Below are 16977 nucleotides of genomic sequence, written 5' to 3'. Positions count from 1 at the left end.
GGGCGGAATGCCCCAGGGATTTTGCAGTCCATCGCGCCGGAATACTCCGGCGTCCAGTCCATGTTGTCGTTTCTATTGAGGAACTCATGATGAAGATTTCCAAGCTTCTTTGCGCCTTCACCGCCAGCATTGCCATGCTGACTGCCGTCATGCCGGCCGCCCACGCCGCCGACAACGTGATCCGTGTAGGCACCGACGCCACCTTCCCGCCAATGGAATTCGTCAAGGACGGCAAGCGCACCGGCTTCGACATCGAACTCATCGAAGCCCTGGCCAAGACCATGGGCAAGAAGGTCCAGTGGGTCGATATCGATTTCAAGGGCCTCATTCCCGGCCTGATCTCCAACCGTTTCGACATCGCCGCATCGGCCATCTACATGACCGACGAGCGCCGCAAGGTGGTCAACTTCAGCGATCCCTACTACCGTGGCGGCCTGGCCGTGCTGGTGCGTCGTGACGACACCAGCATCAAGGTGCCGGACGACCTGAACAAGGGCAAGCGCGTCTCGGTCCAGGTGGGCACCAAGTCGGTCAGCTACCTGAAGGACAACTACCCGGGCGTGGAGCGCGTGGAAGTGGAAAAGAACCAGGCCATGTTCGACCTGCTGGCGACCGGCCGCGTCAATGCGGTGGTGACCGGCCGTCCCGCGGCGGTGGAATATGCCCGTACCCAGCCGCTGGTACGTGTGCTGGACAAGGGCCTGACCACCGAACTCTATGGTTACGCCATGCGCAAGGGCGATACCGAGCTGGCCGAGCAACTCAACAAGGCCCTGCAGACCCTGCGCGTCAATGGCACCTATACCGCATTGACCGACAAGTGGTTCGGCAAGGCCGAGTAAGCTACGCTTCAAGCACCGGCTTGGGCCGGGGTAGCGGCCGGCGTGAGCCGGTGAGGCCGACGGCCGCTGCCTTACGTGCATACTTTCCTGCATTTTTTCACGCAGTTTCACGCATCTTCCTTCCTTGAGACCGCACAAGGCCCGGCCCGTTGACGATCCGACCGGGAACGGGACCTCTTTTGCCGGAGCATTTCATGAATCTGGATTTTTCAGGCGTCTGGGACAGTTGGCCGGCGCTCCTCCACGGCACCCTGATCACCGTGGAAATCACCGCAGCCTCGCTGGTGCTGGGCTGCGTGCTGGGCCTGCTGGTGGGCCTGGGTCGTCTCAACCCGCAGCGACGCTTCATCTACGGCATCTGCACCGTCTACCTGACCCTGGTCCGGGGCACACCGCTGCTGGTACAGCTGTTCCTCTGGTTCTTCGGGCTGCCGCACCTGGGCCTGCTGCTGCCGGCCTATGTCTGCGGCATTCTCGGGCTGGGCATCTATAGCGGGGCCTATGTCTCCGAGATCGTGCGCGGTTCCATCCAGTCCATCGAGCGCGGCCAGATGGAAGCGGCCCGCTCGCTGGGCCTGCCTTACCGCATGGCCATGCGCCGGGTGATCCTGCCGCAGGCCTTCGTGCGCATGATCCCGCCATTGGGCAATGAATTCATCGCGCTGATCAAGAATTCGGCGCTGGTGTCGCTGCTGACCATCGCCGACCTGATGCACGAGGGCGAGAAGATCATCAGCGTGACCTACCGGTCGCTGGAGACCTATCTGGCCATCGCCGTCATCTATCTGGTTCTTACCAGCGCCACCACCCTGGTGTTGCGCCGGATCGAAAAAGTATTGCGTTCGGAAGGGAGGGTCTGATGTCGCAGCCCATCGTCGAAATCAAGGGATTGCAGAAATCCTTTGGCAGTCATGTCGTCCTCAAGAACATCGACTTTTCAGTCCAGCCCAGCCAGGTGGTGGTCATCATCGGCCCCAGTGGCAGTGGCAAGAGTACCTTCCTGCGCTGCCTGAACGGCCTGGAGACCGCCGAAGGCGGCACCGTGGTGGTCAGCGGCCATCCGGTGGTGGAGGGCGGTCGGATGATGCCCGAAACCAAGCTCGATGCCTTGCGCGCCGAAGTGGGCATGGTGTTCCAGTCCTTCAACCTGTTCCCCCATCTGAGCGTGCTGGACAACATCACACTGGCCCCCACCTGCCTGCGCGGCGTACCGCGCAAGGAGGCACAGGAGCAGGGCCTGCGGCTGTTGAAGAAGGTCGGCCTGGAACACAAGGCCAAGGATTTCCCCGGCACGCTGTCCGGTGGCCAGAAGCAGCGCGTGGCGATCGCCCGTGCGCTGGCCATGGACCCCAAGGTCATGCTGTTCGACGAACCGACCTCGGCGCTTGACCCGGAGCTGGTCGGCGAAGTGCTGCAGGTGATGAAGGACCTGGCGGCCGAAGGCATGACCATGCTCATCGTCACCCATGAAATGGGCTTTGCTCGCGAAGTGGCCGATGTGGTGGTGGTGATGGATCACGGCAGCATCGTCGAATCCGGCCCGCCGTCGGCCATCTTCACTGCGCCGCGCGAAGCCCGTACCCGCAGCTTCCTGCAGACCATGCTGGCACGCGAGGTCGCCCATGGCGCTTGATCTGAGCCAGACACAGGCCCCGGCCCGCGCGCAAAAACCGGCCAGCCCCATCCAGTTCGTGGGCGAACTGGGCCGCATCACTGCCGTCCCCTGGAAGAACGAGGGCGGGCAGACGCGTGAGCTCTGCGTGGAGCCACCGCAGTCGGATTTCGCCGGTTTCCTGTGGAGGGTCAGCGTGGCCGACGTGGGTGCCGATGGTGCGTTCTCGACCTTTAACGGCATCGACCGCACCATCGTCTTGCTCGAAGGCGGCGGCTTTGGCATGTATACCGACGGAGCGCGCGTCCACGATCTGGCAGAATGCTTCGTACCGCATGAGTTCCCGGGTGAACAGGCCATCAGTGTCCAGTTGCATGGCGCGCCGACGCTGGACTTCAACCTGATGGTCCGGCGCGAACGTGCAAGCGGCAAGGTGGTGGTCTTGCGCGAGCAGAATTCCCGCTGCCTGCCGGCTGATACCGCATTGCTGTATGTAGCGCGTGGCGCGGCCTGCCTGTCGGACGAAAGCGGTCTGCAGCAAGCCCTGCGTTGCGGTGAATTCGCCCGCCTGCGTGACGGTCACGGCACGCGCCAGCCGGATCTGCTGTGCACGCCCGGCAGCGTGGTGCTGGCGGTCTGCATCCGCCTCACCCCTGAAGGAACGCAGAGCTAGTCCTTCGGGTGCCGGCACGGTCATCTTCCACCCGCCCCAAGCGGTATGGCCTTGCCCGGCATCCATTTTCAAGAAACGCCAATAATAAAGGTGAGCACATGGCATCGCCTCGCGAACTAGACCCACAATACCTCACTCCCTTTGCCGGCGGCACGATATTCTGCCCCCTGGCCCTGCTGCCGGAAGGCTGGCGCCGCGATGTCATGCTGCGCTGGGACGAGACCGGCGCGCTCATCGAAGTCCGTGCCGACCAGGCCCCGGGACAAGCCGCAGTGGCCAGCGGCCCGGTGATCGCCGGCATGCCCAATCTGCACTCGCATGCCTTCCAGCGCGCCATGGCCGGGCTGACCGAAGTCATGGGCAGCCCCTCCGACTCCTTCTGGAGCTGGCGCAAGCTGATGTACCGCTTCGCCCAGCGCCTGCAACCGGAACATCTGGAAGCCATCGCCCGCCATCTCTACATCGAGATGCTCAAGGCAGGCTATACCTCGGTCTGTGAATTCCATTACCTGCACCACGCCCCCGGCGGCGCGGCCTATGCCGATCCGGCCGAACTGGGGCTGCGGGTGATGCAGGCGGCCGGCGATGTCGGCATCGGCATGACCTTGCTGCCGGTGCTGTACCAGTATGGTGGCTTCGGCAGCCAGCCGACCTCGGCCGAGCAGGCGCGCTTCATCGGCACGGCACAGAGCCTGCTGGCCCTGCGCGAGCGTCTGCTGCACGCCTTGCCGGAAAATCCCATGCGCCGCTATGGCGTGGCACCGCATTCGCTGCGGGCAGTATCGCCGGCAGGACTGGAGGAACTGGTCAGCGGCTTGCGGCACCAGTCCGGCGGACAGGATGCCCCGGTGCATATTCATATCGCCGAACAGGAACGTGAAGTCCAGGACTGCCTGGCCTGGTGCGGCCAGCGACCGGTGCAGTTGCTGCACTCGCTGCAGGCCATCGACGCACGCTGGTGCCTGGTGCATGCCACCCACATGGATGCTGCCGAATACCAGGCCGTCGCCGCCAGTGGTGCCGTCGTGGGGCTATGCCCGACGACCGAAGCCAATCTGGGCGACGGCATCATCGATGCGGCCCGCCTGCTGGAGTCCAATACGCGCTGGGGTATCGGCTCGGACAGCAATATCGCCATCAACCTGCGCTCCGAACTGCGCCTGCTGGAGTATGGACAGCGTCTGCACCATCGCCGCCGCAACGTGCTGGCTTCCGAAGCCGAGCCCATCGTCGGCGAGCGCCTGTATGCTCGCGCCGTGGCGGGTGGTGCCGCTGCCAGCGGACGCCCGGTGGCGGGGCTGGCCGTGGGCCAGCGTGCCGATTTCATCGTCCTCGACGGCGAGGACATCAACCTGGCCGACCGCAGCCCGGAGCAATTGCTGTCGGCGCTGGTCTTCTGCGAACATGACGGCCAGCCCATCCGCGATGTCTACGTTGGCGGCCGCCAGGTGGTCGCGGCCGGTCATCATGCGCTGGAAGACAGCGCCCGTCGCGCCTATCGCAGCGCCGTTGCCGAACTGTTGAAGGACTGAGGAAGAAACCATGTCGAACGATATCTACCAGTTGCACCAGGGCAGCACCCCCTTGCTGATTTCCATGCCGCACGTCGGCACGCAATTGCCGCAGGACCTGCAATCGTCCTTCAGCGAGACCGGCCTGCAGGTCGACGATACCGACTGGCACATCGCCGAGCTCTACGACTTCGCCAGTACGCTGGGCGTTTCGGTGCTGCGACCTTTCCACTCGCGCTACACCATCGACCTGAACCGTCCGGCCGATGGGCAGAGCCTGTATCCGGGGCAGAACACCACCGGCCTGTGCCCCTTGACCACCTTCGACAACGTCGCCCTGTATCGTCCCGGCTGCGAGCCGGATGAGGCCGAGATCGCGCGCCGCCTGCAGATCTACTGGCATCCCTATCATGCCGCCCTGCAGGGCGAGCTGGCGCGCCTCAAGGCCATCCACGGTTATGCCTTGCTGTGGGATGCGCATTCGATCCGTTCGCTCATCCCGCACCTGTTTGAGGGCGAACTGCCGGTCTTCAATTTCGGCAACGCCAGTGGTGCGGCCTGTGCGCCGGGCCTGGGCGAGGATCTGCTGGCGCTGGCGCAGCAACTGGCGCCGCACTATCCGGCGGTGCTCAATGGCCGCTTCAAGGGCGGCTATATCACGCGCCACTATGGACAGCCGGCGCAGCAGGTCCACGCTATGCAGCTGGAACTGGCCCAGCGCAGCTACATGCAGGAGGAGGCCCCGTACGCCCTGGATCACACCCTGGCCGGCCAGCTCAAGCCGGTGCTGCAGCGACTGGTAGAGCGCTTCCTGGCATTTCGTCCGACGTAGACGAGCCCCCTGGATGCCAGCGGACGGCCTGCCATTGCGCAGGCCGTTTTTGCATCTGCAGCTCCCGGGCAGGGCGCCATTTGATCCAGCGCAAATGCGCACAGGACGGGCCTGGCGAGCCCGTGGCGCTTGATGCATGTCAAGTCGCTTCAGATGGCGCGGCCTTAGTATGCAGTCATACGAGCTCGACGCAATACGCAATACGCAAGGCGAAATGCACAACGAGTCCGACGCCATTCCTGTCACCCCCTGAGGTCATCATGTTCAAGAACATACTGCTGGCAACCGATGGTTCCCGTCTGTGTAACGAGTCCGTGAAGGCGGCCATCGCACTGGCGAAAAGCTGCGGCAGCAATCTGGTGGGGCTGTCGGTGGCCGGCAATCTGCGAGCACTGTCCATCCCCGAAGTCAGCGTAGGCGTGGACGTGGCCCGTACCGACGAAGCCGGCCGCGCACGTGCCATGGCCAGCGTGGAAATGATCACTGAAATGGCGCGCGAGCAGGGCGTTCCCTGCTCGGTGCAGGTGGCCCAGGGCGGCCGCCCCTACGAAGAAATCATGCGCGTGGCCGAACGCGAACACTGCGACGCCATCTTCATGGCCTCCAAGGCGCGTTCGACGCTGGGCCGGCTGCTCATGGGCAGCCAGACGCAGAAGCTGCTGGCACGCAGCAAGGTGCCAGTCCTGGTGTTCCGTTGATCCATCAAGGCGCGTCCCTGTAGCGGGGCGTACCGTATAAGGTTTGTGGTGTGGAGGGTCGGGCCGTTCCTGTGGAGAGGGACGGCCCTTTTTTTTGTTCATTTTGTTTGCGCTTGATGTACCGGTGGGAGTCGTCCCAGCCATCGTCAAGACTTGGAGAATGGGCGCTGCCTTGTTACAGTCTGGCCTGGTTCATGAAACGACAACAAGGAGCAGCCATTGGCCCACACCCCTCACCAATCCCCGGGCGGTAACGCCTTTACCCAATTCTTCGCTCATGAAGCGGCCGGTGGCATCGTGCTCGCCATTGCCGCCGTACTGGCGCTGCTGGTCAGCAACAGTGGCTGGCGTCAGGCCTACGAGGCCTTTACGCGCATCCAGGGCACGGTCGATATCGGTGGACTGGTGGTCTTGTCCAAGCCCTTGCTGCTGTGGGTCAATGATTTGTGGATGGCGGTGTTCTTCTTCCTGGTGGGGCTGGAGATCAAGCGCGAATTCGTGGAAGGCGAACTGGCCTCGCGCAAGAAGGCCATCCTGCCCGCCGCCGCAGCCCTGGGCGGCATGGTCGTGCCGGCCGGGATCTATGCCCTGATCAATCTCGGCGACCCGGTCGCCTTGCGCGGCTGGGCCATCCCGGCCGCCACCGATATCGCGTTTGCCATCGGCATCGTCATGCTGCTGGGCTCACGGGTACCGACTTCGCTCAAGGTGTTCCTGACGGCCGTGGCCATCATCGACGATCTGGGTGCCATCGTGGTCATCGCCCTGTTCTATACCGACAACCTCTCACTGGGCATGCTGGCTGGCGCCGGCGTGGGTACGCTGGTGCTGTTGCTGCTCAATCGCAGCGGCGTGCGCCGCGCCGACGTCTATCTGCTGGTGGGCCTGGTGATCTGGGTCTGCGTACTCAAGTCCGGCATCCATGCCACGCTGGCCGGGGTGGTGACAGCGCTGGCCATTCCCATGCGCGATGCCGACGAGCAGCCGCTGGCCGGCGCACTGGAACACGGGCTCCACCCTTGGGTGGCGTTCCTGGTGTTGCCGATGTTCGCCTTTGCCAATGCCGGCGTTTCGCTGCAGGGGATGTCGCTGGGCAGCCTGTTCGAGCCGATTCCACTGGGGATTGCTGCCGGCCTTGTGCTGGGCAAGACCATCGGCGTCTTCGGTGCCGCCTGGCTGATGGTGCGCAGCGGACTGGCCGATGCACCGGCCGGCGCCACCACGCGCCAGTTCATCGGCGTGTGCATGCTGTGCGGGATCGGTTTCACCATGAGCCTGTTCATCGGCGGCCTGGCCTTCCAGGGCCTGGGCGCCGATTTCGAAGCCAAGCTCAAGCTCGGCGTGTTGGGTGGTTCCATCCTGGCGGGCTTGTGCGGAACGCTGGTGTTGTGGCGCAAGATATAAACGGCGTGAACATCAGGCCATCGTGACATGTCGGGGCGGCCAGCAGGGCGGATGCCGCCTAAAAGCATCCCAATCCCTCGTCAAATTCGCATCACGTCGTCGTTTGGCGACTATTCAACAACTTTCGGTTTTGCAACGCAAAAGATTGATCAAAAATTAAGTTTTTGCACACCGTTAGTGCATATCTGCCCTGCAATGGGCTTATGTGCTCATCCGTGAGAATGCGCACTGCTGCTTGGTTCTGTTGATGCAGGGCAGGACCGGCGCCAAATGCTGCTGCGCGGAATAATGGATTCTTTACATCATCATTTGGCAGTAGGAAGATATTTGCACGGGCCTTTATCGGCGCGGCGTGGAAGGGCGCCGGGCCGTTTTCGGGTGACAGCAAGGCCCGCAGCAAGTGGGGGATGTTGTTGTTTCGACATTTTCATCCCTTGGGACGATAACCTGCGCGAATAACAGCGCAGCAGTCATATCAGAGGAGACAGACATGAACCTGATGGAAATGTTGATGGCCTATGGTGGCCAGATGCTGGCGTGGTATGCCTTGTATGTGGTGATCGGCAGTTGCGCCTTTGGTGCTTACGTCTGGCGCCGTACCCATTTCGGTCACTGATCCCTGTACAGGATTGCCAGGGCGCGCGCCGGCCTCGATCCGGTGCGTCGCAGTCGGCGGGTTGCGTGCAACATGCAGCACCTGCCTGAAACGCAGACGAAAGGGTAAAACCAGTCGCCAGCCTGAAGCATGCCGTTTTCCATCCCGGGCAGGGGCCTGGATATGGGAGCGGTGCTGCGCTGGTTACCGCTCGGCTGCCTGAATTTCGTATCTCCAGTTCCTCCGTACTTTCATCACGGCGGGAGGTGCCATGCCGGCGCCTCCCGCCGTTTGTATTGGCCCACCGACTGCGCTCCAACTGCGCGCAGGGCCGCGCTGGGTGAGTTATCCAGCCCTTCCTCGACCTTCCGTTGTCGTCCCCGCAAAATGAAAAAAAAGCTGCACTGCAGCTTTATTTTCTTATTTTGCGGTGCTATTCTCCAACTCGCGCAAACGTTTGCGCAACGATAACGGCGTCTATCTTCTAGGAAACGCCGGCAACATCAATACTGGAGACCCAGATGAACAAATTCACCCGCCGCCATTTCGCCATTGCTACCCTGGCTTGTGCAGTCCTCCCCGGCGCCGCCCTGGCGCAGACCCCGGCCAAGCCCAAGGTGGCGCTGGTCATGAAGTCGCTGGCCAACGAGTTCTTCCTGAACATGGAGAACGGCGCCCGCGAATACCAGAAGGCCAATGCCGGCAAGTTCGACCTGATCGCCAACGGCATCAAGGACGAGCAGGACACCGCCAACCAGATCAAGATCGTGGAGCAGATGATCGTCTCCAAGGTCAACGCCCTGGTCATCGCCCCGGCCGATTCGAAGGCGCTGGTGCCGGTGGTCAAGAAGGCCATCGACGCCGGCATCATCGTGGTCAACATCGACAACAAGCTGGACGACGCGGCGCTGAAGGAAAAGGGCATCACCGTGCCTTTCGTCGGCCCGGACAACCGCAAGGGCGCCAAGCTGGCCGGCGATTTCCTGGGCAAGCAACTGCAGAAGGGTGACAAGGTCGCCATCATCGAAGGCGTCTCCACCACCTTCAATGCGCAGCAGCGCACCCTGGGCTTCCAGGACGCCATGAAGGACGTCGGCGCCAATGTGGTGACCGTGCAGTCCGGCCAGTGGGAAATCGACCAGGGCAACAAGGTCGCCGCCTCCATCCTGAACGCCCATCCGGACATCAAGGCCATCCTGGCCGGCAACGACAACATGGCCCTGGGCGCCGTGGCCGCCATCCGCGCCGCCGGCAAGACCGGCAAGGTGCAACTGGTCGGCTACGACAACATCAACGCCATCAAGCCGATGTTGAAGGATGGCCGCGTGCTGGCCACTGTCGACCAGTTCGCCCAGCAGCAGGCCGTGTTCGGCATCGAAACCGCCCTGAAGGCGGTCTCCGAGAAGAAGCCGCAAAGCGCCCTGGGTGGCGTGGTCGAGACCAAGGTCTCGCTGGTCACCAAGTAAGCTGGCGGCAAGCGCGGCGCGGGCCTGCACTGGTGCGCTAGTGCAGCCACCGGCGCCTCACTTGCAAGGTACCTGCGCCCGTTCTGCGGCGCAGGCCTTTGCTTCCTCATCGTCCTTTCTGCCGCCGCTCCATGCGCGCCAAAGACCCATGCAGCCCAACGACTCCCCCTCCCGAACCGCCGCCTTGCTGACCCTGTCCGGCATCGGCAAGAGCTACGCCGCACCGGTACTGGACGGCATCGACCTGGATCTGCATCCAGGCCAGGTGCTGGCCCTGACCGGCGAAAACGGTGCCGGCAAGAGTACGCTGTCCAAGATCATCTGCGGCCTGGTAGATGCCAGTGCCGGCCAGATGACACTGGATGGCCAAGCCTATCAACCGGTGTCGCGCACCCAGGCCGAGGCGCTGGGCATCCGCATGGTGATGCAGGAACTGAACCTGATCCCCACGCTGTCGATTGCCGAAAACCTGTTCCTGGAAAAGCTGCCGCGTCGCTTCGGCTGGATAGACCGCAAGAAACTGGCCGAGGCCGCACGTACCCAGATGGAAGTGGTCGGCCTGGGCGAACTGGACCCGTGGACACCGGTCGGCGACCTGGGTCTGGGCCATCAGCAGATGGTCGAGATCGCCCGCAACCTGATCGGCAGCTGCCGTTGCCTGATCCTGGACGAACCCACGGCCATGCTGACCAACCGCGAGGTGGAACTGCTGTTCTCGCGCATCGAGCGCCTGCGCGCCGAAGGCGTGGCCATCATCTATATCTCGCACCGGCTGGAAGAACTGAAACGCATCGCCGACCGCATCGTGGTGCTGCGTGACGGCAAGCTGGTCTGCAACGACGACATCGGCCGTTATTCCACCGAGCAACTGGTGCAACTGATGGCCGGTGAACTGACCAAGGTTGACCTGGACGCCGGCCATCGCCGTATCGGCGCGCCCCTGCTGCGCGTGCGCGGTCTGGGTCGGGCCGGCGTGGTACAGCCGGCCAGCTTCGCCCTGCATGCCGGCGAGGTGCTGGGCATCGCCGGGCTGATCGGCTCCGGCCGCACCGAACTGCTGCGCCTGATCTTCGGCGCCGATCGCGCCGACCAGGGTGAAGTCTTCATCGGCGAGGGCCAGCAACCGGCCCGCATCCGCAGTCCCAAGGATGCGGTCAAGGCCGGCATTGCCATGGTCACCGAAGACCGCAAAGGGCAGGGCCTGCTGCTGCCGCAAGCCATCAGCGTGAACACCTCGCTGGCCCATCTGGGCCGCGTCAGCCGGGGCGGCATGCTGGACCACGCGGCCGAAGCCGACGTCGCTCGCGACTATGTGAAGAAACTGCGCATCCGCAGTGCCAGCGTGGCGCAGGCTGCCGGTGAACTTTCCGGTGGCAACCAGCAGAAGGTGGTGATCGCACGCTGGCTGTACCGCGATTGCCCGATCATGCTCTTCGACGAGCCCACCCGGGGCATCGACATCGGCGCCAAGTCCGATATCTACCGCCTCTTCGCCGAACTGGCGGCACAGGGCAAGGGCCTGCTGGTGGTCTCCAGCGACCTGCGCGAACTGATGCAGATCTGCGACCGCATCGCCGTCATGAGCGCCGGCCGCATCGCCGACACCTTCAGCCGTGACGACTGGTCGCAGGAGCGCATCCTGGCGGCTGCCTTCAGTGGCTATGTCGGACGCCAGGAAGCCGCCGAAGCGGCCCATGTGGCCGGCAACACGGCCTGAGCGGGCCACCTGCGCCCAGCCAGAACTTCAACTGCCAAGAATTGACGAGACAGATGCAAACTTCCTCTACCTCCACTCCTGCCGCCAGCCGGCAAGCGGCCTACCTGGCCGGTTTCAAGAACTACCTGGGTCTCATCGCCGCGCTGTTGGCGATGTGCGTGATGTTCGCCTTCCTGAGTGAAAACTTCCTCAGTGCGGCCACCTTCATCACGCTCTCCAATGACATCCCGCCGCTGGTGGTGATGTCGGTGGGCATGACCTTCATCCTCATCATCGGTGGTATCGACCTGTCGGTCGGCTCGGTGATGGCGCTGGCGGCCTCCATGCTGTCCATGGCCATGGTGCGCTGGGGCTGGCCGCTGTACGCCGCCGCCCCCCTTGGCGTGGTGGTTGCGGCGCTGTGCGGCACGCTGACCGGGCTGGTGTCGGTGCACTGGCGCATTCCGTCCTTCATCGTTTCGCTGGGCGTGCTGGAAATCGCCCGTGGCCTGGCCTACCAGGTCACCAACTCGCGCACCGAATACATCGGCAGCGCCGTGGACGTCATCAGCTCGCCGGTGCTGTTTGGCATGTCGCCGGCCTTCCTCTCGGCCATCGCCATCGTCATCATTGCGCAACTGGTGCTCACGCGGACCGTCCTGGGGCGCTACTGGATCGGTATCGGCACCAACGAAGAAGCGGTGCGCCTGTCCGGGGTCAATCCCAACCCCAGCAAGATCCTGGCCTTCGCCCTGATGGGCGGGCTGGCCGGCATCGCAGCGCTGTTCCAGGTGTCGCGCCTGGAAGCGGCCGATCCCAACGGCGGCGTGGGCATGGAACTGCAGGTGATCGCGGCCGTGGTCATCGGCGGCACCAGCCTCATGGGCGGGCGTGGCTCCATCGTCAGCACCTTCATCGGCGTGCTGATCATTTCGGTACTGGAAGCCGGCCTGGCGCAGGTGGGCGTGAGCGAGCCGATGAAGCGCATCATCACCGGCGCGGTCATCGTGGTGGCCGTGATCCTGGACACCTATCGTCGTCGTGGCCAGCGCCACGCTCGCTGACGGCAGCACCCACGCCATGTCTACCATCAAGGATGTCGCCAGGCTGGCCGGAGTATCCTACACCACGGTCTCGCACGTGCTCAACCAGACCCGTCCGGTCAGCCCGGAGGCCAAGGAGCGCGTGCTGGCCGCGGTCAAGGAACTGGACTACGTGCCCAGTGCGCTGGCGCGTTCGCTGCGCAGCAAGGTCACCGGCAGTATCGGCCTGATCATCCCCAACAACACCAACCCGTACTTTTCGGAGCTGGCGCGGGGCATCGAAGACCACTGCTATGGCGCCGGCTACAGCGTCATCCTGTGCAATTCCGACGATGACCCGGCCAAGCAGCGCGACTACCTGCTGGTCTTGCAGACCAAGCGCTGCGACGGCCTCATCCTCGCCACGCTGAACCAGTCCGACCTGAACGCGGCCGGCAAGCTGGACATCCCCACCGTGCTGCTGGACCGCGCCCCCAAGGAACTGGACATCGATCTGGTCAGCACCGACAACGCCCTCGGCGGCAGCCTGGCAGCCCGTCATCTGCTGGACCTGAAGCGGCGCCACGTGGCCTGCATCGCCGGCCCGCAGGGGCTGGACCTGTCCGACGAGCGGGTGCAGGGTTTCCGCCAGACGCTGGAGGAGGGCGGTGGCAAGCTTGCGCCCAATGACCTGCTGCATGCCGACTTCAGCGGCATCGGCGGCTACCAGGCGGCCATGCGACTGCTGCAGGAGCGTCCCGCCGATGCGCGTCCCGACGCCATCTTCTGCTGTAACGACATGATGGCCATCGGCGTGCTGCGTGCCGCGGGCGAATTGCAGATCGAAGTGCCGGGCCAGCTGTCGGTGGTCGGCTTCGATGACATCGAACTGGCCCAGTTCGTCCATCCGCCCCTGACCACGGTGGCCCAGAACACCCGCAGGCTGGGCAACCTGACGGCGCAATTCCTGCTGGAACGCATCGCCGACCCGGACCTGCCGGCGCGCCGCGAGACGGTAGCGCCACAATTGCAACTGCGGGGCTCGACCGCACCGTTCGACAACAAGATAAAGAAATAAGAGAAAGCACATGATCGTCATCATCGGCAGCGTCAACATGGACCTGGTTTTGCGCGTGCCCCGCATGCCCATGCCGGGTGAAACCCTGGCGGGCGACAAATTCATGACCATCCCCGGCGGCAAGGGCGCCAACCAGGCCGTGGCCTGCGCCCGCCTGGCCGCGCCCGGCACCGCCGTGGCCATGGTGGCCTGCGTGGGCGACGATGCCTTCGGCGCCCAGATGCGCCAGTCCATTACCGCCTGCGGCATCGATGACCGCTACCTCGACGAGGTGGCCGGCGAAGCCACCGGCATTGCCTCCATCATGGTCGACGCCAACGCCCAGAACAGCATCGTCATCGCCGCGGGTGCCAATGGCCGCCTGGACGTGGAACGCATCGAACGGGCCCGCCCGTTGATCGAACAGGCTTCCATCGTGCTGCTGCAACTGGAAGTCCCGATCCCCACCGTGATCCACGCCATCGAGCTGGCCCACTCCCTGGGCAAGACCGTGGTGCTGAACCCGGCGCCGGCCCAGGCACTGCCTCGCGAACTGCTGCAGAAGGTCGATTACCTGATCCTCAATGAGATCGAAGCCGCCATGTTGGCCGAAGAGCGTGCCGTGGCCAACTCCGACGACATCCCGCAACTGGCCGCGCGCCTGCATGCGCTGGGCGCCCGCAATGTGGTGGTCACCCTGGGTGAGAAGGGCGTCTACGGCGCCTTCGCCGATGGCCGGCAAGGCCATCTGCCGGCGCGCAAGGTGCAGGCGGTCGATACCACGGCTGCAGGCGACACCTTCATCGGCGGCTTCATCGGCGCCATCGCCCAGGGGCGCGACCCGTTCGACGCCATCGCCTACGCCCAGGCCGCTGCTGCCCTGAGCGTGACGCGCATCGGTGCCCAGACCTCCATCCCGACGCGCGACGAAGTCGTGCTCTGATCATTTGATTTCTCTGCCAGGAATGCCATGAAAAAGACCGCCTTGCTCAACGCCGCCATCTCCCAGCTGATTGCCACCATGGGGCATGGCGACACCGTGGTCATCGGCGACGTCGGCTTGCCGGCGCCGGCCGGCGTCCCCGTGATCGACCTTGCGGTCACGCGCGGCGTGCCGGACTTCATGACCGTGCTGCAGACGGTGCTGAGCGAACTGCAGGTCGAATTCCACGTCGTGGCCGACGAAATGCAGACCGTCAGTCCCGCCCTGGCCGCCCAGGTCGAAGCGCTGGGACTGCCCGGCAAGCGCAGCGTCCCGCATGAAGATTTCAAGCGCCAGAGTGCCCGCGCCAAGGCCTTGATCCGCACCGGCGAATGCACCCCCTACGCCAATATCATCCTCGGTTCCGGCGTGGTGTTCTAAGCCCTGGGCCTGCCATCCCTCTGACAAGCGGCCGGCTGCTTCTCCTATAGCCAGCAAGGGTCCTACAGCTGATACTGTCGCGTTTGGATGAGACCTAAGCGGTCAGGACAGAACCATGCAAAGTGAAGGAGGGCGGAGATGCGCGTGCACCCGGTGAGGCTGCCTGGCAGGCCACTGCTGGCCAGGCTGGGCCGCCTGCTGACCTGGTGCGTGACCGCGCTGGTGGCGCTGGCGGCCTTGCTGGCCCTGCTGGTGGCGCTATTCGACTGGAACCTGGCCAAGCCCTGGATCAGCCGCCAGCTCTCCACCATGCTGGCCCGGGAAATACGGGTCGATGGCCCGATCAGCCTGTCCTGGTCGCTGGCCCCGGCCACACCCCAAAGCGACAGATCCTGGCTGCCGCAACTGCACTTTACCGCACGTGACCTGCAGATCGGCAACCCGGACTGGGCGCAGAGCGCCGACCATCTGGTCCGGGCCAGTCTGCTGGACCTGCATTTTTCCCCACTCCCGCTATTGCACTGGCACTGGCATATCACCGACATGCGCGTGACCGGCCTGGACCTGGTCATGGAACGGGCCGACGAGCGCCGCAAGAACTGGCGCTTCTCCGACCAGCCACGTTCGCGCTGGAGCTTCGACATCCACCAGATCGTCTTCGACCATGCCCAGATCCGCTATGTGGACCAGCCGCTGGACCTGGACCTGCGCTTCGACGCCCGCCCGCTGAGTGCAGCCGCCATGCGCACCGCCGAGGGCAGCGGCAGCCCGCCTGGACTGGTCCTGCAGGCAGCGGTATCGGGCCGCTACGGTGAGGCTGACATACAGGGCCAATTGCGCGGCGGCCCCTTGCCCGACCTGCTCAACGAGGGCAGCGTCTATCCCCTGCAGGCGCAGGCCGATGTGGGCGAAGTCCACACCGTGATCAGCGGCAATCTCGTCAATCCTCATCAGCTGCGGCGTGCCGACCTGCAGATGCGTCTGAGTGGCGACAGCCTCGACCGGCTCTATGCCGCCAGTGGCGTTCCGTTGCCGGCCACGCGTGCGTTCAGCACCCAGGGCAGCCTGACCATCCAGCGGGCCGAGGCCGCGGGCGCGGGCAAAACCGATCGCGATAACGCCACCAAGGCCTGGGACTGGCGCTATGAACGCTTCACCGGCAAGGTCGGTGAGAGTGATTTCGCCGGGGATGCCCATTACTACCGCGGCCCGCCCAAGAACCACCTGAGCGTGACCGCCCACGCCGATCTGTTGCGGCTGGAGGATTACGTGCCGGCCGCTGGTGGCAGGCAGAAAGAGGGCAAAAAAGAGGGCAAAAGCGAAGGCAAGCGCCAGGATCGTGTGCTGCCTGAACGCCCGGCGCAGCCGCAGCGCTGGGCCAGGCTGGATGCCGACATCGAACTCAAGGCCAGTCGCGTGCAATTGCATGGTGGGCTGGACTGGCAGGACGCCAGCACCACCCTGCGGCTGAAGGACCAGGTGCTAACCGTCGCGCCCCTGCAATTTGTCATGGCCGGTGGCAAGGGGGACGGCGAAGTCACGCTCGATGGCCGCCAGAACGACATCCGTTCAAGCCTGCAAGTGAACCTGCATGGGGTGCAGGTGCGCCAGCTGTTTCCGAAACTGGCCAGGATCGACGCCAGCTTCGGCAAGCTGGACGGCCAGGCCCGCCTCAACGGCAGCGGCAACTCGGTCGCCGCCATGCTGGCCAGCGCCGACGGGCGGATCAAGGCCGATCTGAGCCAGGGCACCATCAGCCAGTTCATCCTGGAAGCTGCCGGTCTGAACCTGGCCAACGCGGTGTTTGCCAAGATGTACCGCGACCAGCAGGTCAAACTGCTATGCGGCGCCGCCGATGTGACGATCAAGGAGGGCGTGGCGCAGGTCCGGCACGGCATCCTCAATACCGAGGACGCGGCCATCGACATCACCGGCCAAGTCGATCTGGGGCAGGAAAAGCTGGCGCTGAACGTCTATCCGCGCACCAAGCAGGTTCGCATCCTGTCGCTGCGCACCCCCTTGTATGTGCGGGGCAGCTTCGCCAAGCCCGACATCGGTGCCAGCAAGGAAGGCCTGGCTGCGCGGGCCGGGGCGGCCGCCGCCCTGGCCCTAGTAGCACCGGTGGCAGCGGTGATTCCGCTGATCACCCCCGGCGAGAAGATACCCGACGATTGCGCCCCGCACGCTGCGGCCGATGCGCGCTAGC

The 16977-nt window shown here is 64.3% G+C and carries 16 protein-coding genes; all 16 read left to right on the top strand.

The genetic code is table 11. The features are described from left to right. The first annotated feature begins 89 nt into the window (after window positions 1-89). Entirely contained in the window at window positions 90-842 is a 753-nt protein-coding gene (locus tag ACEOAC_RS13740) for a glutamine ABC transporter substrate-binding protein (RefSeq protein ID WP_006464852.1), read from the top strand. Between the two features lie 194 nt (window positions 843-1036). Next, entirely contained in the window at window positions 1037-1702 is a 666-nt protein-coding gene (locus ACEOAC_RS13735) for an amino acid ABC transporter permease (protein ID WP_102662536.1), read from the top strand. Then, window positions 1702-2475: an amino acid ABC transporter ATP-binding protein gene (locus ACEOAC_RS13730; protein ID WP_102662535.1), complete on the top strand. Its 774-nt coding sequence runs from the start codon at window positions 1702-1704 to the stop codon at window positions 2473-2475. Before ACEOAC_RS13735 ends, ACEOAC_RS13730 begins: the two co-directional genes overlap by 1 nt. Next, window positions 2465-3127: a HutD family protein gene (locus ACEOAC_RS13725; RefSeq protein ID WP_413444221.1), complete on the top strand. Its 663-nt coding sequence runs from the start codon at window positions 2465-2467 to the stop codon at window positions 3125-3127. The genes ACEOAC_RS13730 and ACEOAC_RS13725 overlap by 11 nt, the downstream gene beginning before the upstream one ends. A 98-nt stretch (window positions 3128-3225) precedes the next feature. Then, complete coding sequence (locus ACEOAC_RS13720; RefSeq protein WP_413628399.1) at window positions 3226-4659, top strand: formimidoylglutamate deiminase; 1434 nt, start codon at window positions 3226-3228, stop codon at window positions 4657-4659. 10 nt (window positions 4660-4669) lie between these two features. After that, the gene (gene hutG, locus ACEOAC_RS13715) at window positions 4670-5470 is read left to right on the top strand and encodes an N-formylglutamate deformylase (protein WP_241812277.1); all 801 of its coding nucleotides are present in this window, start codon (window positions 4670-4672) and stop codon (window positions 5468-5470) included. A 260-nt stretch (window positions 5471-5730) separates the two neighbouring features. Then, window positions 5731-6168, top strand: a complete 438-nt coding sequence (locus tag ACEOAC_RS13710) for a universal stress protein (protein ID WP_006464846.1) — start codon at window positions 5731-5733, stop codon at window positions 6166-6168. 219 nt (window positions 6169-6387) lie between these two features. Continuing rightward, window positions 6388-7572, top strand: coding sequence for a Na+/H+ antiporter NhaA (gene nhaA, locus ACEOAC_RS13705; RefSeq protein WP_413444905.1), 1185 nt, complete (start codon window positions 6388-6390; stop codon window positions 7570-7572). 490 nt (window positions 7573-8062) lie between these two features. Continuing rightward, window positions 8063-8188: a hypothetical protein gene (locus ACEOAC_RS13700; RefSeq protein ID WP_255411877.1), complete on the top strand. Its 126-nt coding sequence runs from the start codon at window positions 8063-8065 to the stop codon at window positions 8186-8188. A gap of 500 nt (window positions 8189-8688) precedes the next feature. Continuing rightward, the gene (locus ACEOAC_RS13695; RefSeq protein WP_102662532.1) at window positions 8689-9633 is read left to right on the top strand and encodes a sugar ABC transporter substrate-binding protein; all 945 of its coding nucleotides are present in this window, start codon (window positions 8689-8691) and stop codon (window positions 9631-9633) included. 148 nt (window positions 9634-9781) lie between these two features. Next, entirely contained in the window at window positions 9782-11350 is a 1569-nt protein-coding gene (locus tag ACEOAC_RS13690; RefSeq protein WP_241812279.1) for a sugar ABC transporter ATP-binding protein, read from the top strand. A 53-nt stretch (window positions 11351-11403) separates the two neighbouring features. After that, entirely contained in the window at window positions 11404-12393 is a 990-nt protein-coding gene (locus ACEOAC_RS13685; protein ID WP_006464841.1) for an ABC transporter permease, read from the top strand. Between the two features lie 16 nt (window positions 12394-12409). After that, entirely contained in the window at window positions 12410-13429 is a 1020-nt protein-coding gene (locus ACEOAC_RS13680; protein WP_413444907.1) for a LacI family DNA-binding transcriptional regulator, read from the top strand. Window positions 13430-13439: 10 nt separating this feature from the next. After that, entirely contained in the window at window positions 13440-14351 is a 912-nt protein-coding gene (gene rbsK, locus ACEOAC_RS13675) for a ribokinase (RefSeq protein ID WP_413628398.1), read from the top strand. A 27-nt stretch (window positions 14352-14378) separates the two neighbouring features. Continuing rightward, a complete protein-coding gene (rbsD, locus tag ACEOAC_RS13670; protein ID WP_413445614.1) occupies window positions 14379-14771 on the top strand; it encodes a D-ribose pyranase in 393 nt (130 codons plus the stop codon). A gap of 138 nt (window positions 14772-14909) precedes the next feature. Then, window positions 14910-16976, top strand: a complete 2067-nt coding sequence (locus tag ACEOAC_RS13665) for an AsmA family protein (RefSeq protein ID WP_413628397.1) — start codon at window positions 14910-14912, stop codon at window positions 16974-16976. Window position 16977 lies beyond the last annotated feature (1 nt).

The organism is Herbaspirillum frisingense (assembly GCF_047325095.1).
GTDB classification, from domain to species: domain Bacteria; phylum Pseudomonadota; class Gammaproteobacteria; order Burkholderiales; family Burkholderiaceae_D; genus Herbaspirillum; species Herbaspirillum frisingense.
Note: the sequence above shows the minus strand (reverse complement) of the source record. Positions and strands in the feature narration are given on the sequence as shown.